Genomic DNA, 26,203 nt, shown 5'->3' with positions numbered 1-26,203 from the left:
TCAATATCCTTGCGAACGGTTGACGATGCCGGCGACGGAGTCTCCGGCGTGCAGGCGGCGCATCTTGGCGGCGATCTGCGCCACGCTTTCGCGGCGCAGGGTGGCGGCCGAAATATGCGGCGTGATGGTGATGCGCGGTTCTTGCCAGAACGGGTGCTGCTGCGGCAGCGGCTCGTTGCGGAACACGTCGAGCGTGGCCCCGGCGATATGCCCGGAGCGGATCAGGGTCAGCAGATCCGGTTCGGCCAGATGCGCGCCGCGCGCCACGTTGATGACATACGCGCCGGGCAGCAGCATGGACAGGCGCGCGCGGTCGAGCAGGTTGTGTGTGTCCGGCGTGAGCGGCAGCATGCACACCAGCACGCGCGTGCCGCGCAAAAAGGCTTCCAGCCCCTCCTCGCCCGCGAAGCATGCGACGCCATCGATGTGCTTCCGGCTGCGGCTCCATCCGCGCAGGGGGAATTCGAACTGCGCCAGCGCTTGCAGTACGCGCGTGCCCAGCACGCCCATGCCCAGCACGCCGACGGGGAAATCCATCTTGTCGTACGCGGGCAGCGGCTGCCAGATGCCGGCGCGGCCCTGCGCCTCGTAATCGTCGAAACGGCGGAAGTGGCGCAGCACGGCGTGGCTCACATATTCGGCCATCTGCACGCCCATGCCCGCGTCGTCGAGGCGCACCAGCGGCACATGGGCTGGCAGCGCGTCGCCGAACTTCAACAGCGCGTCAACGCCGGCGCCCGTGTTGAAGATGGCTTTGACGTTGGCCAGCTCGGGCAGCATGGCGGCGGGAGGCTGCCACACGACGGCATAGTCGCATGGCGGAGCCGCCTCGCCTTCGCGCCAGAAGACTATCTCGGCTTCGGGCAGCAAGTCCTTGAAATCGGCGATCCACGCCGCTTCCTTGCCGTCCGAACGTTGTAAAAGGATGCGCATCGTCGCAGCCTCTATGCGGCGGCCTTGAAGGCCAGCAGCGGCGCACCGTCGGCCACCTGGTCTCCGACCGCATACAGCACGTCTTCCACCAGGCCATCGTGCGGCGCGGCGATCGTGTGCTCCATCTTCATCGCTTCCATGATGACCAGCGGCTCGCCCTTCTTGACGTCCTGGCCTTTATTTACGAGTACGGCGACGACCTTGCCCGGCATTGGCGCCGTCAGGCGCCCGCCTTCCGCTTCCGTTTCGCCCGCATGGGCCATCGGGTCGCTGTAGTGCAGCGTGTAGTGCAAGCCACCGGTGAATACGTGGAACTGCTCGCCGTCGCGCAGCACCGTGCCGTGCACGGCACGTTCACCCAGCTTGATGTGCAGCTCGTTGCCTGTGCGCGCCGTCAAGATCAGGGGCTGGCCGTTGAACAGCCAGCCATCGGTCTTGTAGGCGATGCGCGCGGCATAGGCCTTGCTGTCGCCGGCCAGCGCGAACTCGTCGGTAAATGACAGGCTGCGGCCCAGGGTGCTGTTCAAGCGCCAGCCCAGGGCATTGCCCCACGGGTCGGCGGGGTTGCCCGATTGCGCTTCGGACGCCGCTTTTTCCTCCGTCAGCAGGCTGACTGCCGCCAGCGCTAGGGCCGTGTCGGGCGCTGCCTGCAGGGCGGGGAACAGCGATGCTTGATTGCGCTCGATCAGACCCGTGTCGAGGTCGGCGCTGGCAAACGCCTGGCCTTCCACCAGGCGTTTTAAAAAGGCGATATTGCTGGCCAGGCCCACGATCTGGTAGTCGGCCAGCGCCTGCGCCATGCGCGCCAGCGCTTCGCGGCGGTCCGCGCCCCAGACGATCAGCTTGGCGATCATCGGGTCGTAGAACGGAGAGATCGCGTCGCCCTCGCGCACGCCCGAATCGATGCGCACGGCGGCGGGAACCAGCGTGCCGCCCAGTTCGAACGTCACGGCCGATGGCGACTGCATGTGGCGCACGGTGCCGATCGACGGCAGGAAGCCTTTTTCAGGATTTTCCGCGTAGATGCGCGCCTCGATGGCGTGGCCGTGGATCGTCAGTTCGCCCTGTTTTTTCGGCAGCGGCTCGCCAAAGGCGACGCGCAACTGCCATTCCACCAGGTCGGTGCCGGTGATCATTTCCGTTACCGGGTGTTCCACCTGCAGGCGCGTGTTCATCTCCATGAAGTAGAACGAGCCGTCCTGGTTGGCGATGAATTCCACCGTGCCCGCACCCACGTAGCCGACGGCCTTGGCGGCGGCGACGGCCGCCTCGCCCATGGCCGCGCGGCGATCCGCCGGCATGCCCGGCGCCGGCGCCTCTTCCAGCACCTTCTGATGACGGCGCTGCACCGAGCAATCGCGCTCGAACAGGTAGATGCAGTTGCCGAGCGTGTCGGCGAACACCTGGATTTCGATATGCCGTGGACGCGACAGGTATTTTTCGGCCAGTACCTTGTCGTCGCCGAAAGAGCTGATCGCTTCGCGCTTGCACGAGGCCAGCGCAGCCTTGAAGTCGGCGCTGTTCTCGATGACGCGCATGCCCTTGCCGCCGCCGCCGGCGGACGCCTTCAGCAGCACGGGGTAGCCGATCTTGTCGGCCTGGCCGTGCAGGAAGTCCGCATCCTGATTCTCGCCGTGGTAGCCGGGCACCAGCGGCACGTTCGCTTTTTCCATCAGCGACTTGGCGGCCGATTTCGAGCCCATGGCGCGCATGGCGGATGCCGGCGGGCCGATGAAGACCAGGCCTGCAGCCTGGCAGGCGTCGGCGAAGTCGGCGTTCTCGGACAAAAATCCGTAGCCGGGGTGGATCGCCTGCGCACCTGTCGCCAGCGCTACGGCGATGATCTTGTCGCCGCACAGATAGCTTTCCTTGGCCGGCGCGGGGCCGATCAGGACGGCTTCGTCGCAGACGGCGACGTGCTTGGCGTTGGCGTCCGCTTCCGAATACACGGCGACGGTCTGGATGCCCATGCGGCGCGCGGTAGCGGCGACACGGCAAGCGATTTCGCCGCGGTTGGCGATCAGGATTTTAGTGAACATGGTCTCTCTCTATTCTCTCAAAAAGGGGCAGCTGTCTCTTGTCATGGACGTTGTGTGCTGGCGTGTCGGCTTACGCGCTTTGCGCTAAGCCGACCTACGCATTGGTGAGGCGGTATTCGTAGGTCGGGTTAGCCGGCACGGCGTAACCCGACAAGGCTGTCATCAGCAGCCGCACTTCTCTTTCTGCACCGAGTCCAGCATGGCGCCGCGCGTCTGCAGGCCCAGTTTGTTCAACAAGACGCGGTCGTCTTCCGCTTCCGGGTTGTCGGTGGTGAGCAGCTTGTCGCCGTAGAAGATGGAGTTGGCGCCAGCCAGGAAGCACATGGCTTGCACGGCTTCGCCCATCTGGCGGCGGCCGGCCGACAAACGCACGCGCGCTTTCGGCATGGTGATGCGGGCCACGGCGATCGTGCGCACGAATTCGAACGGGTCCAGCGCTTCCAGGCCGAACAAAGGCGTGCCCTCTACCTGCACCAGGTGGTTGACGGGCACCGATTCCGGGTACGGATTCAGATTGGCCAGCTGGGCGATCAGGCCCGCGCGCTGCAGACGCGTCTCGCCCATGCCGACGATGCCGCCGCAGCACACTTTCAAGCCCGCTTCGCGCACGCGGCCCAACGTGTCCAGACGGTCCTGGTATTCGCGCGTCGAGATGACGTTGTCGTAGAACTCGGGCGCCGTATCCAGGTTATGGTTGTAGAAGTCCAGGCCCGCATTTTTCAGGCGGTCCGCTTGTCCCTCTTCCAGCATGCCCAAAGTAGCGCAGGTTTCCAGGCCCAGCGCCTTGACCTTGGTCACCATCTCTTCGACTTTTTCCATGTCGCGCTCTTTCGGGCTGCGCCAGGCGGCACCCATGCAGAAGCGCGTGGCGCCGTTGGCTTTCGCCTGGCGGGCCGCGTCGAGCACCGTGTCGATGTCGAGGATTTTTTTCGCTTCCACGCTCGTGTCGTAGCGGGCCGCCTGCGGGCAGTAGCCGCAGTCTTCCTCGCAGCCGCCCGTCTTGATCGACAACAGGGTCGCCAGTTCCACGTCGCCGTCGGGGAAATTGACGCGGTGGGTTTGCTGGGCCTTGAACATCAGCTCATTGAATGGCAGGTCGAACAGGGCCAGCACATCGGCGACGGGCCAGGTGGCCGCTTCCGGCACGGTGATGCGCGCCGCTGGGCGGTGCAGTTCGACGGTTTTTGCTGCTTCTTGGACGTGAGACATGTGATTCCTTCGCTTCTATTTTTTAAATACGTTAAATGTTTGGCTGTTGCGCCGGCCAGTTGGGCAAGCCGGTGAAATCGAGATACGCCGCCGCCGCTTCCGCAGTGGGCTGCGCCAGGCGCGGCACCCTGCCCAGCAGCGGCGCCGGGATGCGCTCGATCAGCGCATCGATATTTTCATCGAGGAAGCGCATTTCCACTTCCAGGGTGTTGGCGACCCAGCCGATCACCGTCAGGCCGCGCGCTTCGATGGCTTCCACCGTCAGCAAGGCCTGGCTGATGCAGCCCAGACGCATGCCGACCACGAGGATCACGGGCAAATCGAGCTGCTGCGCCAGGTCGGCCGAATCGAAACCGGGCGACAGCGGTACGCGGAATCCACCCACGCCTTCGACCACGACGGCGTCCGAGGCGGCGGCGATTTCCAGGTAGGCGGCCAGAATCGGCACCGATTCGATGCTCACGCCTTCGAGCGCGGCGGCGATGTGCGGCGCGGCCGGTTCCTTCAGCATATACGGCGTGGTGATATTGCGCAGCATGGTGACGTTGCCGGCGGCGATCAGGCTGTCGGCGTCTTCATTATGCAGTTCGCCATCGCGCATCTCGGCGCCGGCGGCCACGGGCTTCATGCCGCAGGCGCGCACGCCGCGCGCCACCAGCGCGTGCAGCAGGGCCGACGAGGTCAAGGTCTTGCCGATTTCCGTGTCCGTGCCGGTGACGAAACAGGCAAAGCGCGATGGCAGGCCGGTGGCTGCCGGTGCCGGCTGCACGGCCGGCGCCAGGTCCGCCAGCACTTCCGCCACGATAGGGTCATCAAGGCTCATGGCGATTCCTTTCCAGGGTGTTGACTGCGTTGATCAATTGCGCCACTTCCTGCGCCGTATGGCCGGCCGACAGGGTCACGCGCAGGCGCGCCGTGCCGGCAGGGACGGTGGGCGGGCGGATGGCGCCGACCCACAGGCCTTGCTGGTACAGATTCGCGGCGACGGCCAGCATGTCTGCATTCTCGCCGATGATGACGGGCTGGATGGCGGAGAGCGAAGGCAAGGCTTGCCAGTGCTGCAGCTGCAAGCCCTCGTTCCATTGCGTCACCAGCGCGGCCAGGTGGGCGCGGCGCTGCCGGCCTTCCTCGCCGGCGATGATGTCCAGGCTGGCCAGCAGCGCATGCGCGAGCGCGGGCGCTGCCGCCGTGGTGAAGATGTAGGGGCGCGCCTTCTGGATCAGCGTTTCGATCACGGCTTCATGCGCGCAAACGAAGGCGCCGCCCACGCCGGCCGATTTGCCCAGGGTGCCCACGTAGACCAGGTACGGCGAATGCAGGCCGAAGTGTTCCAGCGCGCCGCGGCCGTTCTCGCCCAGCGCGCCGAAGCCGTGCGCGTCGTCGACCACCAGCCAGGCGCCGTATTGTTCGCACAGGGCCAGCAGCGCGGGCAGCGGCGCCAGGTCGCCATCCATGCTGAAGACGCTGTCCGTGACGACGATTTTCGTTTGTGCCGTGCTGGCCGCCAGCAGGGCCGCCAGGGCATCGAGGTCCGCGTGCGGGTACACGCGCGTCTTGACGCGGGACAAACGCGTACCGTCGATCAGCGAAGCGTGGTTCAGCGCTTCCGAGAAGATCTCGGTTTCCGCGTCGCCCGCCGACAGGGCCGTCAGCACAGCCAGATTCGCCATGTAGCCGGTGCAGAAATACAGCGCGCGCGCCTGTTCCAGGTTGGCGCCGACAAACGCGGCCAGGCGCTCTTCCAGCTGCGCGTGGGCGCGGCTGTGGCCGCTGATCAGGTGGGAAGCGCCGCTGCCGGCGCCATACAGGTCCGCGCCCTCTTTCAGCGCGTCCACGATGCGCGGATGCGCGGCCAGGCCCAGATAGTCATTGCTGCAAAAGGCCAGCATGTCGCGCCCATCGACCGTCAGGCGCGGCGCGCACGGCGTGTCGACGGTGCGGCGACGGCGGATCAGACTGCGCTCTTCCAGCCCCTGCAACTGCTGCTTCAAGCGTGTGAGCAGTTCCATCTCAGGCGCCGATCACTTTGTTGAAGACGGCCAGCGTCTGTTGGCCCAGGCCCGCGATTTCGGCGTCGTCGAGAATGTAGGGCGGCATCAGGTAGACGGTCGCGCCGATGGGGCGCATCAGCAGTTCGTGTTCCAGCGCCGTGCTGAAGAAGCGGCGCGAAAAATCGGGCGCCGCTTCCACGGCGTCAAAGGCCCAGATCATGCCCTGCTGGCGGAAGTGTTTTACGCGCTCGTGCTGCGCCAGCGGCGCCAGGGCGTGTGTGATTTTTTCAGCACGTGCGCGGTTGGCCGCCAGCACATCGTCTTCCTCGAAAATCGACAGGGTCGCCAGCGCCGCGCGGCAAGCCAGCGGGTTGCCCGTGTACGAGTGCGAATGCAGGAAGCCGCGGCGCACGTCGGTGCTGTAGAACGCTTGATAGATGTCTTCGCGCGTCATCACGAGGGACAGCGGCAAATAGCCTCCGCTGATGCCCTTCGACAGGCAGACGAAATCGGGCCAGATGCCGGCCTGCTCGCACGCAAAGAAGGTGCCCGTGCGCCCGCAGCCGACGGCGATCTCGTCGAGGATCAAATGGACCTGATAGCGGTCGCACAGGGCGCGCACCAGCGACAGGTACAGCGGGTCGTGCATGGCCATGCCGGTGGCGCATTGCACCAGCGGCTCGATGATGATGGCGGCGATTCTTTCGGACTTTTCCTGGAACAGCCGTTCCACGTCGGCCGCCGCGCGGCGCGCCACGTCCTGCGCCGATTCGTTGTCAGCCGCCTGGCGGAAGTCGGGCGACATCACCGTCTGCGTGGCACGCAGCAGGGGGCCGTAGGCATCCTTGAACAGGGCGACATCGGTGACGGCCAGCGCGCCGATGGTTTCGCCGTGGTAGCTGCCCTTCAGGCACACGAATTCCTGTTTTTCGCTCTTGTCGCTGTTGCGCCAGGCGTGAAAGCTCATTTTCAGGGCGATTTCCACCGCCGAGGCACCATCGGACGCGTAAAAGCTGTGACCAAGCACGCCGCCCGTCAAGGCGGAGAGCTTTTCCGACAGCTCGATCACCGGTTCATGCGTGAAACCGGCCAGCATCGCGTGTTCCAGCCGGTCCAGTTGGTCCTTCAGTTCCGCATTGATGCGCGGATTGGCATGGCCGAACAGGTTCACCCACCAGGAGCTGATGGCGTCCAGGTAGCGTCGTCCTTCGTGGTCATACAGCCAGGCGCCGCGGCCGTGGCTGACGGGGATGAGCGGTACAGTCTCGTGGTGCTGCATCTGTGTGCACGGATGCCACACGCTGCGCAGACTGCGTTCGACCCAGCCCGATTGTTTTTCTGCTTTCAAAACTGCTCCAATGATTTTCTTAATCCATGCACTAGCCCATGAGCCAACCCGGCTTGCGCTTGTCGAGGAAGGATTGCACGCCTTCGCGTCCCTGCTCCGAGGCGCGGATCTGCGCGATGCGCTCGGCGGTGTCCGCCAGCAGCGCGTCGTCGACCGGCTGGCCAACGATCTCGCGCACCAGCGTTTTCGCTTGCGCCACGGCGTGCGGGCTGTTGCCCGTCAGCGCTTTCAGCACCTCGGCGGTTTTCGCGTCCAGCGCGCTTGCCTCGACTACCTCGTGGGCAAAGCCGATGCGCAGCGCTTCCTGGGCGGAGAATCGCTCCGCCGTCAGGAAATAGCGGCGTGCCGCGTTTTCGCCCATGGCCTTGATGACATACGGTGAAATAGTGGCCGGGATCAGTCCCAGCCGCACTTCGCTCAGGCAGAAATGCACGTCTTCCGCAACCAGAATGATATCGCATGCGGCGACGAGGCCCATGCCGCCCGCATAGCAGTCGCCCTGGATCTTCGCCACGACGGGTTTCGGACACAGGTAAATCGTGCGCAGCATCTGCGCCAGCTGCAGCGCGTCGGCCTGGTTTTCGGCATGCGTGTAGCCTGCCATCTTCTTCATCCAGTTCAGGTCCGCGCCGGCGCAAAAGGCGGCGCCGTTCGCCGCCAGCACGATGGCGCGCACCATCTCGCTGCGCCCCAGGCCCTCGAAGGCGCGCGCCAGTTCGGCGATCGTCGTCTCGTTGAAGGCGTTGCGCACGTCGGGGCGGTTCAGGGTCACGGTGGCGACATTGCCCTCGATGACCAGCTTTAAGGTTTCAAATTCCATGCTCTTCTCCCTGAGTGCCGCTTACATGCGGAATACGCCGAACTTCGTGTCCGGGATTTCCGCGTTCAAGGCGGCCGACAGGCCCAGGCCCAGCACCATGCGGGTGTCGGCCGGGTCGATCACGCCATCGTCCCACAGGCGCGCGGTGGCATAGTATGGGTGGCCCTGGTGTTCGTATTGATCCTTGATCGGCTGCTTGAAGGCCGCTTCCTCGTCCGCGCTCCATGCGCCGCCCTTGCCTTCGATGCCGTCGCGCTTGACGGTCGCCAGCACGGAAGCCGCCTGGTCGCCGCCCATGACGGAAATGCGCGCATTCGGCCACATCCACATGAAACGGGGCGAAAACGCGCGGCCGCACATGCCGTAGTTGCCGGCGCCGAAGCTGCCGCCGATGATCACCGTGAATTTCGGCACGGCAGCCGTGGCCACGGCCGTCACCATCTTGGCGCCATTGCGGGCGATGCCCTCGTTTTCGTACTTGCGGCCCACCATGAAGCCCGTGATGTTTTGCAGGAAGACCAGCGGGATCTTGCGCTGGCAGCACAATTCGATGAAATGCGTGCCTTTCAAGGCCGATTCGGAGAACAAGATGCCGTTATTGGCGATGATGCCGACCTTGACGCCATAGATGTGCGCGAAGCCGCAGATCAGGGTGGTGCCGTAGCGGGCCTTGAATTCGTCGAAATCGCTGCCGTCGACGATGCGCGCGATCACCTCGCGCACGTCGAAGGGCTTGCGCGTATCGACGGGGATTACGCCATACAGTTCCTGTGTCGGGTATTTCGGCTCGACCGACTCGCGCAGCGCCATCTGCTGCGGTTTTGTACGATTCAGGTTCGAGACGATGGTGCGCGCCAGCGACAGCGCGTGCAAATCGTTCTGCGCCAGGTGGTCGACCACGCCGGACAGGCGCGTGTGCACGTCGCCGCCGCCCAGGTCTTCGGCCGTCACCACTTCGCCCGTTGCCGCTTTTACCAGCGGCGGGCCGCCGAGGAAAATCGTGCCCTGCTCCTTGACGATGATCGACTCGTCGCTCATGGCCGGCACGTAGGCGCCGCCCGCCGTGCAAGAGCCCATCACGACGGCGATTTGCGGAATGCCCTTGGCCGATAAATTCGCCTGGTTATAGAAGATGCGGCCGAAATGGTCGCGGTCGGGGAAGACGTCGTCCTGGTTCGGCAGGTTGGCGCCGCCCGAGTCGACCAGGTAGATGCACGGCAGGTTGTTCTGGTCGGCGATTTCCTGGGCGCGCAAATGCTTTTTCACCGTCATCGGGTAATAGGTGCCGCCCTTGACGGTGGCGTCGTTACACACGATGACGCATTCCTGGCCCGAGACCCTGCCGATGCCGGTGATGATGCCGGCGCTAGGGGCCGCATCGACGCCTTTGGCGTCCTGGTACATGGCGTAGGCCGCCATCTGGGAAAACTCGAGGAAGGGCGTGCCGGGATCGAGCAGCATCTGCACTCGGTCGCGCGGCAGCAGTTTGCCGCGCGCCAGGTGCTTGGCGGCCGCCGCTTCGCCGCCGCCGGCCGCGATCTTTTCCACCTTGTCGCGCAGATCGTCGACGATGGCTTGCATGGCCGCGGCATTGGCCTTGAAATCTTCACTGCGCGGATTGAGTTTGCTTTCGATATGCGGCATTGCGGTTCCTTTTTATGATCGCCCGGTCTCTCGGGTCGCGCTATTCGGGAAAACTGCCGTCGAGATAAAACCAGCGCAGGGCGCCACCGCCCTCGCCCGCCTCGCGCACGAAGCGGCTCACCTCATGCAGGCGGTGCGCGCGGCCGTTGACCTTGTAGCGGGCCACGAATTCGACGGTGTCGCGATGTATCTCTTCGGCTTGATCTGCTGATTCTGCTTTACGTTGACGTAAACGTAAAGCAGATTTTACCTCAAGTCCCAGCCAGTGGACTTTTTCTTCGTCGGCAAACAAGGCGTCGGCGGGACGGGTGCTGGCATGCCAGGTGGCGCGCAGGTAGGGCTCGTCGCGCAAGGTGAAGGCCGTGTAGCGCGAACGCATCAGGGCTTCGGCCGTGGACGGCAAGGCGTCGCCCGCGATGTACGGGCCGCAGCAGCTGGCGTAGGAGGCGCCGCCACAGGGGCAGGCAGACAATTTCGAAGGTGTGGGCATGCGCTGACGATATGCAACAGAAAAGAGGGAACAGAAAAGTTCCGCAATTATCCGCCATATCGGCAGCAGCGCGTGCGCGCCGCCTTGGCCAGCTATTTTTTCGGACTGAGGAAGTCCAGCGCGAACGGCGGCGCCTTGCCGGCCATGATATCGGCCAGGATGCGCGCCGTGCCGGCGGCAAAGGTAAAGCCCAGCGGGCCATGACCCACGTTGAGCCACAAGTTCGCAACTTTGCTGGCGCCCACCAGCGGCGCGCTGTTCGGCGTGGCGGGGCGCAGGCCGGCCCAGGCTGTGGCCTGGTCGTAATCGGCGCCGTGCGGCATGGCTTCGCGCGCCAGCCGCGTCAGGCCGGCGATGCGGCCCCAGTCGATGCTGTTGTCGGCGCCCACCATGTCGACCATGGCGGCCACGCGCAGGTCGCCGCCGATGCGCGCATACAGCACCTTGCGCTCGAAATCCGTGATGCTGATCTCGGGCGCCTTGTCCTGCGCGCGGATGGGGGCCGTCAGGCTGTAGCCCTTCAGCGGGTACAGGGGCAGGTAGACGCCCGCCGTGGCGGCCAGGTCGCGGCTCTGGATGCCGGCCGCCAGCACGTAGTGGTCCGCTTGCAGCAGGCCCAGGCTGGTGTCGACGCCCGTGATCCTGCCCTTGTGCGTGAGGAGACGGCGCGCCTCGCCTTTCAAGATGAGCGAGCAGTTCGGGTGCTGCAGCAATCGCGCTTCCAGCGCCAGGCAAAAGGCGTGGCAATCGGCCACCGCTTCTCCTTCCGTAAAGATGCCGCCCGCCAGCACGCCCTGCAAGGCGGCCAGCGCCGGTTCGCGCTGCACGGCTTCCTGCGGCGACAGCACGATGCGCGCCTCTTCCGATTCCGGCCGCGCCACGGCCCGCTGGAAGATGGCGGGCGAGCGGTAGACGATGAGTTTGCCGGCATCGCGCCAGGCATACGCCTCGGGCGGTACCACCAACTCCAGCTGCGCCATGCCGGCGCGGCTCCATTCGCCCAGTTGCAGCAGCTTGGCCGTCGTGCGGGCATTGCTGGCAGCATTGCAATTGCGCAGGAAACTGGCCAGCCAGCGCCATTGGCGCCAGTCGGCCTCGGGACGGAAGCGCAGCGGACCATCTTTCTGCAGCAGCCATTGCAGGGCTTTCAAGGGTACGCCCGCGTCCGCCAGGGGCGCCACATAGCGATAGCTGAGCTGGCCGCCATTGCGGTAGCTGGCGGCGATTGCCACCTGTTCATTGCGTTCGAGTAAGGTGACCTTGTAGCCGGCCTCGGCCAGCCACCAGGCCGATGTCAGACCGACGACGCCGCCGCCGATGATGATGACTTGTTGCTGCATGTTGCCTCGCTGCGTTGCGCTCCCATGGTGCGGGAGCATTCGATGAGAGCTTAGAGGCTGGCCATCACGTGAGCCAATGAAACATCATGGTGCAGCCATAACTTTCAGGAATGCACTGTTTTTGTGCAAGTTATTCATTATTGCCAATCGCACCACGGTACAAGGTGGTGAGGATCAATTCCTCGCTGCGCCCCATGGCGGAATAGGCGCCCGGATACTGTGCGGGATCGCTGCCCGTGCCGCCCACCAGCATCACCATGCCATTCTTGTGCTTGAAATCGAGCACGAAGGCAGAGACGAGGCCATACGCGTCGCCTAAATGGCCGACCGCATGAAAACTGGCGCCCTCGACCAGGCCATTGCCCTGCCCCGCCACGGCATCGAACTGCTGATTTCCCAGGCCCCAGGCGCGGTACAGGCCCCGTTCGCTGTTGCCATTGCCGCCATCGGGTGCCAGCTGCCATTGCCGGCCAAACATCAAGGCGATGCTGGCCGGCTGCAATAGCTGCGTATTCTGGTAGCGGCCGCCATCGAGCAGCATCCGCATGACGGTGCCCAGTCCGGCGGCGGAAATGCGCAAGCCGCCCGTGGGGCTGAAGACGGTGGCGTTGCTGCCGATTACATAACGCTCGATGCCGGCCGGCGGGCGCTGATCAAAATCGTCGGCCTGGGCGATCCATGGCCCGTGCGGCTGCCACACTTCCGTCTCCAGCGTGCGCTTGCGGTACAGGGTGGCCGTATTGGCGACCTCTTCCGGGGAGAAGGTGGCCGGGTTGTAGCCGCCGCGCACGTCGAGGGGATCGAGCAGCAGGCGCCGCATCAGCAAGTCGAAGCGCTCGCCCGTGACTTGTTCCATCACGGTGCCGATCACACCCCAGTTCAGGTTGGAATACGTAAAGTAGCGGCCGGGTGCCGCGCTGGAATCCCACATCGCGTCCCCGCCGGCCGTAAACACGTCGCGCAGGCTACGTTCGGGGCCCCAGGCATAGCCGCCTGCGTCGCGCAGCGAGGACGTGTGGCTGAGCAAGCTGCGCAAGGTCACGGGCCGCTGGGGGAAATGCGGGTTGCGCAGGGAAAAGCCTAAATAAATGCCCACGTCCTGGTCCAGGCTCAGCTTGCCCTGCTCGACCAGCCGCATCAAGCCCAGGGTCGTCATCATCTTCGAGACGGAAGCGATGCGGAACAGGGTGGCCGGCGTCACGGGCAAGCTGTCCGCCGGCGTGGCGACTATGTGCCGGTAGCCAAATTGTTGCTGATACGACACCTTACCATTGCGAATGGCCAGCACGGACAGGCTGGCCAGCGGGTGGGCCGCATCGTCGACGATGGCCGACAGGGCCGCGTCGAGCGCGCGCTGTTGCGGGCCGGCGACGGGTGCGCTGCCGCTGCCGGGTGGTGCGGCCATTGCCGGCCAGATACCGCCCAGCAGCAGCAAGCCGAGCAAACCCGTGATTCGCTTTTTCATATTCTCATACCATGTGTGGATGCGCCGCCAGCATAGGGCGGGATCGTTTCCAAGGCTAATGAAAATTGCTTATTTATCTATAATGCAAAGCTATACGTACGGTAAAACATTGTTTTTTTAAGTGTATAACCGTTATTTATGCCCATTTTCCATTTATTCATGGGTGGACGGGCTACGCGCAAGCGCCATCGCTATTACACTAGGAGGACAAGGAGAACTGTATGAGCCAGACCAGCGTAGAACTCAAGGTCGATTTAAATGACAATTCGCCTTTATATATGCAGATCGCCCGCAAGCTGAGCGATGACGTACGCAACGGCCGCTACCAGGTAGACCAGGCCCTGCCATCTGAACGTACCCTGTCCGAACTGCTCGACGTATCGCGCGTGACTGCCCGCAAGGCCATCGACCAGCTCGTCGAGCAAGGTCTCGTCGTGCGCCGCCGCGGTTCGGGCAACTATATTGCCCCGCGCATCGAGCAGCCCCTGTCGAACCTGTCGAGCTTTTCCGAGCAGCTGCAGCAGCGCGGCTACCGCCCCGGCTCGCGCTGGCTCAAGCGCGAAGTCGTCATCGCCAGCAGCGATGAACAGCTGAGCCTGGGCCTGGCGCAGAACACGAAAGTGGCGCGCCTGGAGCGCCTGCGCTTGGCCGACGACGTGGTGATGGCGTATGAAGTGAGCGTGCTGCCCTTCAGCGTGGTGCCGGACCCGGATGCCATGGGCGATTCGCTGTATGAATACTTGAGCAGCATCAAGAAGGCGCCCGTGCGCGCCTTGCAGCACATCCGCGCCATGAATGCGACGGACGTGCTGGCCAAGCAGCTGGGCATCCCCGATGGCCAGGCCGTGCTGTTCATCACGCGCATCGCCTACCTGGAGTCGGGCGAGGCGGTGGAACTGACGCATTCGTATTGCCGCAGCGACCACTACGACTTCGTGGCGGAAATGCGCCGTTCTCCTTAATTCAGCCGCCTGAATTACTGCTGGATCAGGCGAATCATGGATTCGGCCACGCCCACGGACGACTCCCAGCTCATGCCGGTCACCAGCCGGCCATCGACCTCGACGTGACTCTTGCCGTTGGCGCCGTGCCTGAAGATGCCGCCATGGCGCTTGATGCTCGCTTCCGCCGAAAACGGATAGGCCTTGTATATCGGCGATTCCTTGTTGAGATACGCATCGGGGAACGAGGTGAGCACCTTGCCCTGGATCAGGAAAGTACCGTCACTGAGCTTCACATTCTTGATCCCCTCGGTGCCATGGCAGATGGCCGCGATCACCCCGCCTTGTTGTTCGTAGATCCGCACAGCGATGTCCTGCAGCGGCTTGTTGTCCGGGATGCCGACGATGGCCGCGCCGCCGCCGACGAAAGCCATGCCCGCATACTCGTCGGCCCTGACCTCGGAGACGGGCTTGGTATGGGCCAGTGCCCACATGAAATCACTGTCGTACAGATGCTTTTTGAGCAATTCGTCCGACGTGACGATCATTTCCAAAGGAATGGCGCCCCCCTCGGGACTGACGAAGTCGACCGCGTACCCTGCTTTGCGAAAGGCATCGTAGGTATAGGCCAGTTCGGGAAAATTATTGCCTGCGTTAATTTTTGTGCCGGGATATTGATGCACATTCGACACGACCAGCAACACCTTGCGTGCATGGCGCGGGGCTGCCGGCTCGCGATCGGCCGACTTGCTGATGATCTTCCAGTTGCCGGCGATCTTTTTCAGAAGAAATACATCCACATAGCGGACCCCTTGCTGGGGAATGTGGATCTCGGCCTTGGCGGTGGCCACCTTGCCGCTCACCTCCACCTTGATCAGCCGCCCGTGACGCCCATTGAATTGGCCTATTTTCTCTTGGGAAAAGAGTTTGGCGTATTCCGGACCGCTGAGCTCCCATTCCGTATCGTTTTTGCCGTCCAGATAAAGACGGGCGGTAGCATGGAAGGCCTGGTTGATCTCGTCCTGTACGTTGAAGCTGGTGCCATGCAGATACAAGCGCACGGTTTCCCGGATCGCATTTTCGTCCTGGTCGGCGGTTGCGGCGGTGCCGACGGCGGCGCTGCCGAGCAAGCAACAGGCGAGTACCGTTCGCAATAAAAACTGAATCATGACTTTACCCTGAGTGAATAACTGCGTTTATCGGAGCAACGACTATTTCAGGTCGTTGCTGGTCGATAAGTTATCGAAATGCAGGGGAGTTGATGTCGCCAAACATGATTTCAGACTCCGGAATGGCGATTCCGGAGCGGTTTTACGCGGAAATGGCCGTGGCCGCCTGGCTGGGTTGGGCGCGGAAGCTGGCGGGAGTCTGCCCAGCAACTTTCTTGAAGGTCGAGTAGAAGGTGGAACTGGAATTGAACCCGCAGCGCTCGGCAACGGTATCCATGTTCAATTGCGGCTCGTCGGCCAAGACCTGTTTCGCTTCGGCGATACGGTATTCGTTGACGTAGGTAGTGAAGCTCTTGCTCAGCTTGTCATTCAGCACCTGCGACACCTGCGCCTGCGTACATCCCGCCCGCTTGGCCAGTTGGGCCAGGGTCAGGTTCGGATTCAGATAGGATTTCTGCCCGCTCATCTGTTGTTCCAGCGCAGCGAGCACGGCAAGCGCATCGTCGTGCGTCAGGCGGCTGTTCTGGTACTTCGGCTTCGGTTCGGCAGGCGTCGAGGTTTCCTTTCTCAGCAGAAAGACCATGACCGCGACATGCAGCGAGAAGGTAAACGACAAGGCGCCGACAATATACGACGTGAACGGCGTGCTCGCGTACGCCGCCAACATGACACAGCTGCCCGCAAAGACGCTCAGCATCAGCATGCTGCTGGTCGCCATCCGCTGTCCGTCATTCAGCCATGCATGGCGGGTTTGCCAGAGCAAGCTGGCGGTCGCCAGCAGGTAGCATAGCCAGAACAGATGAATGGCATGACTTGAACGGTCCCACACAGGACGATACGCGGAATACGGAAAGGCAACGCCTATGCCTATCAGCAGGAAGGACAGGCCGAGATGCCAGCGCCATTGTTGGCCGGCAGGCTGTTGCGCGAGTCCGGCCAGGAAAGAGCGCACGTACAGATAGGTCAAGGGACCGATCAGCAGGCAAGCCGACAGGCCCAGCTGTCGGAATTCGATGGCGATCGCAGGGTTGAAGTAGAGGAAGGCGGATTTGGCGGTGCGCACCCCCACGGCAAGCAGCAATGCACCCAGCATGCAGTCGGCCAGGCAGCGAGGCCGACGGCTGAAAAAATAGACGGCCAGGAAAATGCCGTTGATGGCGCCAAGGGCGCTAAACAGGAACAGCAATTGGCGAGCGATCATGGGGCGTGTCGTGAATTTGGGCGTCGAACCCAAGTATAGACATAAACGGGAGCGTATCGAAGTACAAGTAGGACACCAGGTTCCTGCGCCAGCCATAAACTCCCGTTATGCCCGCCCGCCAACCTTTCATGGTTGATCTTGCTCGTTGGTATTAAACTGGTTTCACCTTCAACCATGTTCTGAAATCATGTTGAAAACTGAAACCCCGAGCCGGCGGCATCCGGATCTGGACCTGTATCCGGTGGAGCAACTGGTGGCGGCGCTGGTCGATGACCAGTTCTGGGCCGTCGAAGCCGTGCGGCTGGCGTCGCCGCAAATCGGGGCCGCCATCACGGCCGCCCTGCCCCGCATCGCCGCCGGCGGACGCTTGCTGTACGTGGGCGCGGGCACGTCGGGCCGTCTGGGCGTGCTCGACAGCGTTGAATTGACGCCCACGTTTTCCTGGCCGCCCGAGCGGGCCGTCGCCATCCTGGCCGGCGGCGCGGGCGCCATGTTCACGGCCGTCGAAGGGGCGGAAGATGATGTACAGCAAGGCGAGCGGGATGTGCTGGCCTTGTTGCCGCAAGAAAATGACGTCGTGATCCTGCTGGCCGCCTCCGGCGCCACGCCGTATGTGCTGGGCGCGCTGCTGGCCGCGCGCAAGGCCGGTGCCTTGACGATAGGCATCGCCAACAATGTGGACGCCCCCGTGGCGCACGAGGCGCAATATGGCATCGTGCTCGACACGGGCACGGAAGTCATTTCGGGCAGCACACGGCTGAAAGCGGGCACGGCGCAAAAAATCACCCTGAACACGATTTCCAGCGCCCTGATGGTGGGTTTGCACAAAACTTACGGAAACTTGATGGTAGACTTGAAGCCGACCAACGCCAAGCTGATCTGGCGGGCGGTGCGTCTGACCATGCATGCCACGGGCGCCAGCGAGGTGCAGGCCAGGACCGTGCTGGAGCAATGCCACTATCACGTCAAGGTGGCGATTGTTGCCTTGATCAAAAAAATCAACACAAACCAGGCACAGGCATTGTTGGCCGGCGCGGGCGGCAGTGTGCGGGCGGCACTGGCGGCGTGATCCGATGGCGCGGCATTCTTCTGTCTGGGAGACAAAGAAGGATGTATGGAGCTAGTGAAACAACCCGTCCCGGCGCGCGCGAAAAATCCGTGGCTGTGGATCCCTTCCCTGTATTTCGGCCAGGGCATCCCCTATGTAGTGGTCATGACCTTGTCCGTGATCATGTACAAGAATTACGGCTTTTCCAATACGGATATCGCGCTGTACACGAGCTGGCTGTACTTGCCGTGGGTTATCAAACCCCTGTGGTCGCCCTTCATCGATATGTACCGCACCAAGCGCTTCTGGATCGTCGGCTTGCAACTGGTGATCGGCGCCGCGCTGGCGCTGGTGGCCCTGACGACGTCGCTGCCCCATTTCTTCCAGATCAGCCTGGCCATCTTCTGGCTGATGGCCTTTAGTTCCGCCACGCATGATATCGCCGCCGACGGCTTTTATATGCTGGGCCTGGAAGAGCACCAGCAGGCGGCCTTCGTCGGCGTGCGCAGCACGTTTTACCGCCTGGCGATGATCGCGGGCCAGGGCGGCCTGGTGTATCTGGCTGGCTATCTGACGCATGCGACGGGCAATGTGCAGCTGGCCTGGTCCGTCGTGTTCGCGATCCTGGCGGGCCTGTTCATCGCCCTCTTCCTGTACCACTATTTTGTCTTGCCGAAACCGAAGGACGACCGCCCCAGCATCCAGGGCGCCGGCATTTCTCCGCTGCAAGAGTTCATCGCCACCTTTGCCGCCTTCTTCAAGAAGAAGGATATTCTCGTCATCCTTGGCTTCTTGCTGCTGTTCCGCCTCGGCGAAGCGCAATTGCTCAAATTGGCCGCGCCCTTCCTGCTCGACCCTATCGTCAAGGGCGGCCTGGGGCTGAGCACGGAACAGGTGGGTCTCGTCTACGGCACAATCGGCGTAATCGCCCTGACCCTCGGCGGCTTGCTGGGCGGATTCATCATTTCCCGCTTCGGCTTGAAGCGTTGCCTGTGGATCATGGTGTTGTCCGTCCACCTGCCCGACCTGGTCTTCGTCTATCTGGCCAGCGCCTTGCCCAGCAACATCTATGTGATCGCCAGTGGTATTGCGTTGGAGCAATTTGGCTATGGCTTCGGTTTCGCCTCGTACATGTTGTACATGATCATGGTCTCCGATGGCGCGCATAAAACGGCCCATTACGCCATTTGCACGGGTTTCATGGCCCTGGGCATGATGTTGCCGGGCATGGCCAGCGGCTGGATACAGCAAATGCTTGGTTACCAGCACTTCTTCATCTGGGTCTGCATCGCCACCATTCCCGCTTTCATCATGGCCGCGCTGGTCAAGATCGACCCGGAATTCGGCAAGAAGGCCGAGGCCTGATTCTTTTGAACCGTGCGCCCGCAAGGATGGCGGGCGCACAGTAAAATGCCCGCACCGATAGACCTGCGCTTCACCACTGCAAGGAATTGTTTTGTTGTCTACTTTCAAAAAACGCCTGGGCGCCACGGCCGGCGTGCTGGCCGCGTTGGCCACCGCCACATTGCTCAGCAGCTGTACCAGCACCAAACTGCCTTCCGCAGTGACGCCAGGCGAAGCGGGCTTGCCGGCCGTGCCGCCCGTGCAGCACATCACGGGCGAAGTGCCGCCGCCGGCGCCGCGCGAGTTTCGCGCCGCCTGGGTCTCGACGGTGGCCAATATCGATTGGCCCAGCCGCAGCAATTTGCCTGTCGCCAAGCAGCAAGCCGAGGCCATCGCCATCCTCGACCGCGCCAAGTCCTTGAATCTGAACGCGATTGTGCTGCAGGTGCGTCCCAGCGCCGACACGATTTACCCATCGCAACTGGAACCATGGTCGGAATACCTGACGGGCAAGCAAGGCCAGCCGCCATTGCCCATGTATGACCCGCTGGCTTTCTGGGTGGCCCAGGCGCATGCGCGCGGCCTGGAATTGCACGCCTGGTTCAACCCCTACCGGGCCCGCCACGCGACGGCCAAGTCGCCGCTGGCGCGCGATAGTTTTGCGTCCACCAACCCGGCGTCCGTCAAGCAATACGGCCGCTACCTGTGGATGGACCCGGGCGATGCGGCCGCCTCGAAGCATACGACGGACGTGGTGCTGGACGTGGTGCGCCGCTACGATATCGACGGCGTGCACATCGACGATTACTTTTATCCATACCCGATCGACGCGCCTGGCGCCGGTGCGGGAGCCGAAACGGCCGCGCTGGACGCGGGCAATGGCGGCGCCAAGCGCGAACTGCCATTTCCCGATGAACCTTCCTGGCAGCAATATCTGCTGGCCGGCGGCCAGCTGGATCGCGCTTCCTGGCGCCGCCAGAACGTCAACCAGCTGATCGAAGCCTTATATACCGGCATCCACCGTGAAAAGAGCTGGGTGCGTTTCGGCATCAGCCCGTTCGGCATCGGCCGCCCGGACCGCCGCCCTGCCGGCATCGTCGGCTTCAGCCAGTACGATAAACTGTATGCGGATGCGGAACTGTGGCTGGCCAAGGGCTGGCTCGATTATCTGTCGCCGCAGCTGTACTGGCCCGTGGCGCAGGCGCCGCAGGCGTTCGGCGTGCTGCTCGACTACTGGCTGGCGCAGAATCCGTATGGCCGTCACGTGTGGCCCGGTTTATATACGAGCCGCATCGACAATTCCGCCAAGTCCTTCACGCCGCAAGAGATCATCAAGCAGATCGAAGTGACGCGCACGCGCCCCGGCGCGAATGGACAAGTGCATTTCAGCATGGTGCCGCTGATGCAGAACCGCAAGGGTGTCAGCGAGCAACTCAAGGCGAGCGTGTATCAAAGCCCTGCCCTGATCCCCGCCACGCCATGGCTGGGCAAGGAAGCACCGGGCACGCCTGTGCTGGCCTTGCGCCGCGATTCCAGCAGCCTGAACGTCAAGTTGACGTCGGGCGGCGGCAAACCCGTGGCCCAGTATGCCGTCTGGGCCCGCTACGGCGAAGACTGGCGCTTCACCGTGGTCACGGGCGTGCAGGGCGAGCTGACCCTGGTCGACGACGCCATCGGTAAAGTCAATGCGGTGGTGGTCAGCGCCGTGGACCGCCTCGGCAACGAAAGCCCCCGCGTCACCGTGCGCGCACCGTTTACGGCCCCCGCCAAGTAATTGTTGACCGTTCACCGGCAGTCCATAACCTGCAGGCATGAAACATGCGCAAGCTTTCATGCCTGCAAGACCCGCTTGGCTTTACACTCATGCCATGATTTCCTTCCCTACAGCCAATAATGCGGTGCCCGTGCTGGGCCTGGGCATCGACGCGGGCGGCACGCAGACGCGCTGGGCCCTGGCTAGCGGGGACGGCGCCATCGTGGCCGACGGCGCCGTGGAAGGCTTGTCTGCCTTGCTAATGAGCAGCGATGCGGGCCGCGCTACTGTGCATGCCACGTTTGCAACATTGTGCAAGCAAGTGCTGGCCCTCGGCCAGCCGCGCGCCGTGGTGGCCGGTTTGACGGGCTTTGGCGGCGACGATGTTGTGCTGGCACAAATGTTGTCCGCCTTGCTGGCGCTGGATGCCGGCGACGTCCGCATCGGCAACGATATCGACATCGCCTACCGCGACAGTTTTGAACCAGGCGAGGGTTATCTGGTCTACGCTGGCACGGGTTCGATCGCCGCCTGGATCGATGCGGACGGCGTGTTTCACCGCGCCGGCGGGCGCGGCGTGCTGCTCGACGATGGCGGCGGCGGCTACTGGATCGCCCGCGAAGCCTTGCGCCACATCTGGCGCCGCGAAGACGAGGCGCCCGGCAGCTGGCACAGCTCGCCCATGGCCGGGGCCGTGTTTGCGCAACTGGGCGGCAGCGACTGGTCGCTGTCGCGCGCCTTCATGTATGGCCAGGATCGGGGCGCCATCGGGCGGCTGGCGCTGGCCGTGGCCGCCAGTGCGGATGCCGACCCGCTGGCGCTGGACATCTTGCGGCGCGCGGGACAGGAACTGGCGCGGTTGGCGCTGGCCCTGGCGGCGCGCTATGGCCCCCGTCCTGTGGTGCTGGCCGGGCGCGCGGCGCAATTGCACCCGGCCATCGCGGCTGCCATGCGCGCCGCTTTGCCTGTATCGTTGATGATGGAGCAAAAAGTTGCCCGTTCGCATGAGGCCGCGGCCAAGCTGGCGGCCAGGACGGCGAGCCAGCGCATTGGCAAGAACTGAATATTTTATTAACCCGAACACGGATCTTTCATGAAAAAAATCGCCCTCGCCCTGCTGGTGGCCCTGCTTTCCGCCTGCACCACGCCCGCGCCGCACCTCGACCATAGCTTGAATGCGCGCAGCCAGAGCCCGCGCGTCAAATTCATCGTCATCCATTACACGGTCAGCGACCTGCCCCGCTCGATCAAGATCCTGACGGAACAAGTGGTCAGCAGCCATTATTTGCTGACGGACACGGACAAGCCGAAGTTTTACGTGCTGGTCGACGAATCGCGCCAGGCCAATCACGCGGGTGTGAGTAACTGGAAGACTTATACACAGTTGAATGTCAGCTCGATCGGCATCGAAATCGTCAACCCTGGCTACAAGGACACGCCGGAAGGCCGCCTTTGGTATCCGTTTCCCCAGGCACAGATCGATGAGCTGATTCCGCTGTTAAAAGATATCCAGGCCCGCTACAACATCGCGCCGGAAAATATCCTGGGCCACAACGAAATCGCCCCGCAGCGCAAGCAGGACCCGGGTCCGTTGTTTCCATGGCGCCAGCTGGCCGATGCGGGCCTGATCGTCTGGCCCGATGCCAACCGCGTGGCCGCGCAACGCCTCATTTTTGAGCAGCAAGTGCCGGACGCCGTCTGGTTCCAGAAAAAGCTGGCCCAGCATGGCTATGCGACGCCGAATACGGGCGTGTTCGACGAAGCGACGCGCAATGTGCTGATCGCCTTCCAGATGAAGTACCGCAATACGCGCTTTGACGGCATGCCCGACGGCGAGACGGCAGCCCTGCTGGAAGTGCTGACGACGCCGGCCGCAGCTGTTGTAGCAAAGTAGCATGGCCATTTCAGCCCATGACTTTTTCTTATATGCTGAACGTTACGGCCCAGGCGGCCAAAGCAAGGTAAAGGAATAGCTCATGCGGCTGCGTCATATCGAAGTGTTTCACGCCATCATGCAAGTTGGCACCATCAGCGGCGCCGCCCAGGTGCTGCATATCTCGCAGCCGGCCGTGACCAAGGTCTTGCAGCATTGCGAGTTGCAACTGGGCATGCCGCTGTTCGAGCGCGTGCGGGGCAAGCTGTACCCGAAGCCCGAGGCGCACCGTTTGTTTGTCGAAACGGAAAAGCTCAACCGCGATTTATTGGGCATCCGCCGCCTGGCGGCCAGCCTGAAGGGCCACGCGGTGGAAACCATCCGCCTGGTGTCCACGCCGACGATCGCCATCAGCGTCTTGCCATTTGCCATGACGCAGTGGCGGCGCGACTTTCCTCACACGCGTTGCCAGCTGGCTACTCACCACACGGGCGAGATCGTCAATACCTTGCGCCTCGGTGAAGCGGATCTGGCCGTATCGCTGCAAGACCCGCGTCATCCGGGCATCGTGGCCGAACCGATCGCGCAGGGTGTCATGACGGTGATCGCGCCAGCCGGCACCTGGCATGCGGCCGATTGCGGCACACCGTTGACGGCGCATGGCCTGAATGGCGAATTGATCGGCCATGCGGACAACGATCCGCTGGGCGAACTGGTGGTCGCCGCCTGCGAGGCGCAGGATATCCACCCCGTGTTTTCCACTGTGGTGCAGACCTATCAAATCGCCCGTTCCCTGGTGGAAGCGGGCGCCGGCATGGCCGTGGTCGACCCGTTTACGGCCGCGTCCGGCTCGCCCGAGCGGCTGCAGCGCCGCCCCTGGGCGCCCACGATACCGATCCAACTATATTTATTGACGGCGAGCCACTCGCCGCTGTCGCATGGCGCGCGGCGCCTGGCCGACAGCATCGGCGTGGCGGCGCGCAACTGCCTGGAAAGAGGAGTCTGATGTCTGTTGCAAGTTTGCAATTGGAAGCGGTCGGCAGCGATCCGCAATTTCGCCATCTGAGCAGCATCGCCGGCATCGCCGTCGACTTGCGCTATGCCACGCCCGACAATTTCGTTGGCCGCGACTTATACAGCCCCATCGATTGCTCCTGGCTGCACCGCGACGCGGCCGCCGCGCTGGAGCAGGCCGTGGCCTGGCTGGCCGCGCAGCGCCCCGATCATCATCTGTTGGTGCTCGACGCCCTGCGCCCGCAGCGGGTGCAGCAGCAATTGTGGGATGCGCTGCAGGGAACGGAGTTGCTCGGCTATATCGCCGAGCCGTCGCGCGGCTCGATCCACTCGTTCGGCATGGCGCTCGACATCACCATCGTGGGGCCCGACGGGCAGGAACTGGATATGGGGACAGGCTTTGACGACCTGAGTGAGCGCTCGCATCCGGTGCTGGAGCTGGTCTTGCTGGAGAAGGGGGAAATCACGGAGGAGCAAGTGGCACACCGCCGTTTGTTGCGCGACGCCATGTTCCAGGCGGGCTTCTTCGGCATCAACAGCGAGTGGTGGCATTTCGATTGCGGCGACCGGGTGCTGGTGCGCCAGACCTACACCCGGGTACTCTGATTAGAAGACCTTTAAACCCTTCAGCATCACGATCAGGATCAGCACGGGCGAGACAAAACGCAGCAGGAACAGCAGCACGTGCGCCAGAGTTCTATTCTGCAACTGGCCATGATTGCTGATCGCCTCGATGAAATGCTGCTTGCCCCAGGCCCAGCCTGTAAACAAGGCAATGGCGATGCCGCCCACGGGCAGGAAGATATTCGACGAGACGAAGTCGAACAGATCAAACATATTCAAATTGAATAGCTTGAAGTCCGCCAGGGTGCTGTTACTCAGCGCGCACACGGAACCGAGCACGGCCAGCAGCAGCATGGTCACCATGGTGGCTCTGGTGCGCGTCCAGCCGAAACGTTCATGGAAAATCACCACGGGCACTTCCATCAGCGACAGCATCGCCCCCGTGGCGGCGACGGCGGCCAGGATGAAGAACACCACCATCAGCACTTGTCCCATGGGAATTTGCGAAAACACGGCGGGAATCGTGATGAACACGAGCGACGGTCCCGCACTGGGAGCGAAGCCAAACGTAAACACGGCGGGGAAGATGGCGATACCGGCCAGCATCGATACACCGAGGTCGGCCGCCATCACGCGCAAGGTGGTCACGGGGATATTCTGGTCATCGCGGAAATAGCTGCCGTAGGTCATCATCGTGCCCATGCCGACGGACAATTTAAAGAAGGCCAGGCCCATGGCCGTCAGCACGACGGAAGCCGTCAGCTTGGAAAAATCAGGACGGAACAGGAACGCCAGTCCCTCGCCCGCCTTATCGAGCGACAGGCTGACCGCGCACAGCAGCAGCAACAACAGGAACAGCAGCGGCATCAGTTTCTTGGCGATCGCCTCGATGCCCTTGGTCACGCCCAGCATCAATATGCCGCCGATAAACAGCAGCACGCCCCATTGCCACAACAGCGATTGCAAAGGATTGCTGATCAGCGAAGCGAAGGCCGCTTCCGTCACAAGTTTGTCGCTGCTGAGGATGGAGCCGTCGATGGCCTTGGCGATATAGGCAAACACCCAGCCCACCACTTCCGAGTAGAACGCGACGATCAGGAAGGCGGCGACCATGCCGATGAGGCCGACCAGCCACCAGGGCTTGCCCTTGGGTGCCAGCTGTTCCATGGTGGAGATCGGATTGACCTTGGCGCGGCGTCCGAGGGTGATTTCCGCGATCATCACGGGCAGTCCTACTAATAAGGTAGCGAGCAGATAGATGAGCAGGAAGCCGGCGCCGCCATTGGCGCCTGTCAGATAGGGGAACTTCCAGATATTGCCGAGACCGACTGCGGAACCGAGGGTGGCGGCGAGCACGCCGAAGCCAGTGGTAAAGCCAGCTCGTTTCAGGGTCAGGCCTGATCCTTGAGCTTGTTGTTTCATGGTGAATCTTCTATGGTGGGACGCGAATTTGCGCTGAGGGGGCGAAATTGTAGCAGTTCGATGCAATTCGTCCGGAAAAGCCTTGCTACTCCGGGGGCGCTTTGCTATAGTTCGCCTCCCCAATGAGACGCAGTCAAATGCGGCAGTTGAGGATCCCCGGAAACGGCGATGCAGTAAAAAGAAGGAGTTGACGATTGTGCTGAAATGCTTCATACTCTTCCTTCTTCGCAGCTGACAAACACAACGCTTTGTCGATAGCGCGAAAGCAGTAACCGAATACAGTTCTTTAACAATTAACAGTCGATAAGTGTGGGCATTTGATGTAGTGCAGCAGTGATCTTCGGATTGCTGTAATACTTAAAATATCAAATGTTCACAAGAAATAATGAAATAGGATACTTCTTCGGAAGTAGCCTGTCAGTTTTTTGAGTGAGCGACCCGTCAGCAATGACGGTGCCTGTAAAAGGGCAAAGTAACAGAGATTAAACTGAAGAGTTTGATCCTGGCTCAGATTGAACGCTGGCGGCATGCCTTACACATGCAAGTCGAACGGCAGCACGGAGCTTGCTCTGGTGGCGAGTGGCGAACGGGTGAG

At 62.7% G+C, this 26,203-nt stretch carries 22 protein-coding genes and 1 rRNA gene; 9 read left to right on the top strand and 14 right to left on the bottom strand.

Features of this window, described 5'->3' with window-relative positions; all coding sequences use genetic code 11:
- The 11 genes from AC0V2Y_RS02690 to AC0V2Y_RS02640 all read right to left on the bottom strand — a co-directional run bounded on the left by AC0V2Y_RS02690 (position 1) and on the right by AC0V2Y_RS02640 (position 13,279).
- On the bottom strand, positions 1-933 hold the full coding sequence (locus AC0V2Y_RS02690) for a 2-hydroxyacid dehydrogenase (RefSeq protein ID WP_475417214.1): 933 nt from the start codon (positions 931-933) through the stop codon (positions 1-3).
- An 11-nt stretch (positions 934-944) separates the two neighbouring features.
- Entirely contained in the window at positions 945-2,972 is a 2,028-nt protein-coding gene (locus AC0V2Y_RS02685) for an acetyl/propionyl/methylcrotonyl-CoA carboxylase subunit alpha (protein ID WP_475417213.1), read from the bottom strand.
- Positions 2,973-3,134: 162 nt separating this feature from the next.
- Positions 3,135-4,181 carry a biotin synthase BioB gene (gene bioB, locus AC0V2Y_RS02680; protein WP_475417212.1) on the bottom strand — a complete coding sequence of 349 codons (1,047 nt, stop codon included), beginning with the start codon at positions 4,179-4,181 and terminating at the stop codon, positions 3,135-3,137.
- Between the two features lie 31 nt (positions 4,182-4,212).
- Positions 4,213-5,004 (bottom strand): dethiobiotin synthase, encoded by a 792-nt coding sequence (gene bioD, locus AC0V2Y_RS02675; protein WP_475417211.1) that lies wholly within the window; start codon positions 5,002-5,004, stop codon positions 4,213-4,215.
- Entirely contained in the window at positions 4,994-6,190 is a 1,197-nt protein-coding gene (gene bioF / locus AC0V2Y_RS02670; RefSeq protein ID WP_475417210.1) for an 8-amino-7-oxononanoate synthase, read from the bottom strand. The genes bioD and bioF overlap by 11 nt, the downstream gene beginning before the upstream one ends.
- A 1-nt stretch (position 6,191) precedes the next feature.
- Positions 6,192-7,520, bottom strand: a complete 1,329-nt coding sequence (gene bioA, locus AC0V2Y_RS02665; RefSeq protein WP_475417209.1) for an adenosylmethionine--8-amino-7-oxononanoate transaminase — start codon at positions 7,518-7,520, stop codon at positions 6,192-6,194.
- Between the two features lie 31 nt (positions 7,521-7,551).
- Positions 7,552-8,340 (bottom strand): enoyl-CoA hydratase/isomerase family protein, encoded by a 789-nt coding sequence (locus tag AC0V2Y_RS02660; protein ID WP_475417208.1) that lies wholly within the window; start codon positions 8,338-8,340, stop codon positions 7,552-7,554.
- Positions 8,341-8,361: 21 nt separating this feature from the next.
- Positions 8,362-9,984, bottom strand: a complete 1,623-nt coding sequence (locus AC0V2Y_RS02655; protein WP_099408245.1) for a carboxyl transferase domain-containing protein — start codon at positions 9,982-9,984, stop codon at positions 8,362-8,364.
- 40 nt (positions 9,985-10,024) lie between these two features.
- The gene (locus AC0V2Y_RS02650; protein ID WP_475417207.1) at positions 10,025-10,474 is read right to left on the bottom strand and encodes a YchJ family protein; all 450 of its coding nucleotides are present in this window, start codon (positions 10,472-10,474) and stop codon (positions 10,025-10,027) included.
- Positions 10,475-10,566: 92 nt separating this feature from the next.
- Positions 10,567-11,853, bottom strand: a complete 1,287-nt coding sequence (locus AC0V2Y_RS02645) for a D-amino acid dehydrogenase (RefSeq protein ID WP_475417206.1) — start codon at positions 11,851-11,853, stop codon at positions 10,567-10,569.
- A 91-nt stretch (positions 11,854-11,944) separates the two neighbouring features.
- Positions 11,945-13,279: a serine hydrolase domain-containing protein gene (locus AC0V2Y_RS02640; RefSeq protein ID WP_475417205.1), complete on the bottom strand. Its 1,335-nt coding sequence runs from the start codon at positions 13,277-13,279 to the stop codon at positions 11,945-11,947.
- 221 nt (positions 13,280-13,500) lie between these two features.
- Here AC0V2Y_RS02640 and AC0V2Y_RS02635 point away from each other — a divergent pair, with 221 nt between their 5' ends.
- Positions 13,501-14,241 (top strand): GntR family transcriptional regulator, encoded by a 741-nt coding sequence (locus AC0V2Y_RS02635; protein ID WP_475417204.1) that lies wholly within the window; start codon positions 13,501-13,503, stop codon positions 14,239-14,241.
- Positions 14,242-14,255: 14 nt separating this feature from the next.
- Here the strand turns inward: AC0V2Y_RS02635 and AC0V2Y_RS02630 are convergent, their stop codons facing one another.
- Together AC0V2Y_RS02630 and AC0V2Y_RS02625 are read right to left on the bottom strand one after the other, a co-directional pair.
- On the bottom strand, positions 14,256-15,389 hold the full coding sequence (locus AC0V2Y_RS02630) for a nuclear transport factor 2 family protein (RefSeq protein WP_475417203.1): 1,134 nt from the start codon (positions 15,387-15,389) through the stop codon (positions 14,256-14,258).
- Between the two features lie 142 nt (positions 15,390-15,531).
- The gene (locus AC0V2Y_RS02625) at positions 15,532-16,590 is read right to left on the bottom strand and encodes a helix-turn-helix transcriptional regulator (RefSeq protein ID WP_475417202.1); all 1,059 of its coding nucleotides are present in this window, start codon (positions 16,588-16,590) and stop codon (positions 15,532-15,534) included.
- 187 nt (positions 16,591-16,777) lie between these two features.
- Here AC0V2Y_RS02625 and AC0V2Y_RS02620 point away from each other — a divergent pair, with 187 nt between their 5' ends.
- The 7 genes from AC0V2Y_RS02620 to AC0V2Y_RS02590 all read left to right on the top strand — a co-directional run bounded on the left by AC0V2Y_RS02620 (position 16,778) and on the right by AC0V2Y_RS02590 (position 24,228).
- A complete protein-coding gene (locus AC0V2Y_RS02620) occupies positions 16,778-17,659 on the top strand; it encodes an N-acetylmuramic acid 6-phosphate etherase (RefSeq protein ID WP_475417201.1) in 882 nt (293 codons plus the stop codon).
- A 45-nt stretch (positions 17,660-17,704) separates the two neighbouring features.
- A complete protein-coding gene (locus AC0V2Y_RS02615; protein ID WP_475417200.1) occupies positions 17,705-19,003 on the top strand; it encodes an MFS transporter in 1,299 nt (432 codons plus the stop codon).
- A 91-nt stretch (positions 19,004-19,094) separates the two neighbouring features.
- On the top strand, positions 19,095-20,756 hold the full coding sequence (locus AC0V2Y_RS02610; protein WP_475417199.1) for a glycoside hydrolase family 10-like protein: 1,662 nt from the start codon (positions 19,095-19,097) through the stop codon (positions 20,754-20,756).
- 94 nt (positions 20,757-20,850) lie between these two features.
- Positions 20,851-21,798: a BadF/BadG/BcrA/BcrD ATPase family protein gene (locus AC0V2Y_RS02605; protein ID WP_475417198.1), complete on the top strand. Its 948-nt coding sequence runs from the start codon at positions 20,851-20,853 to the stop codon at positions 21,796-21,798.
- A gap of 30 nt (positions 21,799-21,828) precedes the next feature.
- Complete coding sequence (locus AC0V2Y_RS02600) at positions 21,829-22,629, top strand: N-acetylmuramoyl-L-alanine amidase (RefSeq protein WP_475417197.1); 801 nt, start codon at positions 21,829-21,831, stop codon at positions 22,627-22,629.
- An 82-nt stretch (positions 22,630-22,711) separates the two neighbouring features.
- Positions 22,712-23,614: a LysR family transcriptional regulator gene (locus tag AC0V2Y_RS02595; protein WP_219309855.1), complete on the top strand. Its 903-nt coding sequence runs from the start codon at positions 22,712-22,714 to the stop codon at positions 23,612-23,614.
- Entirely contained in the window at positions 23,614-24,228 is a 615-nt protein-coding gene (locus AC0V2Y_RS02590; protein ID WP_475417196.1) for a M15 family metallopeptidase, read from the top strand. The genes AC0V2Y_RS02595 and AC0V2Y_RS02590 overlap by 1 nt, the downstream gene beginning before the upstream one ends.
- Here AC0V2Y_RS02590 and AC0V2Y_RS02585 read toward each other — a convergent pair whose 3' ends face one another.
- Positions 24,229-25,608: a sodium-dependent transporter gene (locus AC0V2Y_RS02585; RefSeq protein WP_475417195.1), complete on the bottom strand. Its 1,380-nt coding sequence runs from the start codon at positions 25,606-25,608 to the stop codon at positions 24,229-24,231.
- A gap of 484 nt (positions 25,609-26,092) precedes the next feature.
- Here AC0V2Y_RS02585 and AC0V2Y_RS02580 point away from each other — a divergent pair.
- Positions 26,093-26,203, top strand: a 16S ribosomal RNA gene (locus AC0V2Y_RS02580); the annotation flags it as partial.

This window comes from Janthinobacterium sp. BHSEK (assembly GCF_056174685.1).
Note: the sequence above shows the minus strand (reverse complement) of the source record. Positions and strands in the feature narration are given on the sequence as shown.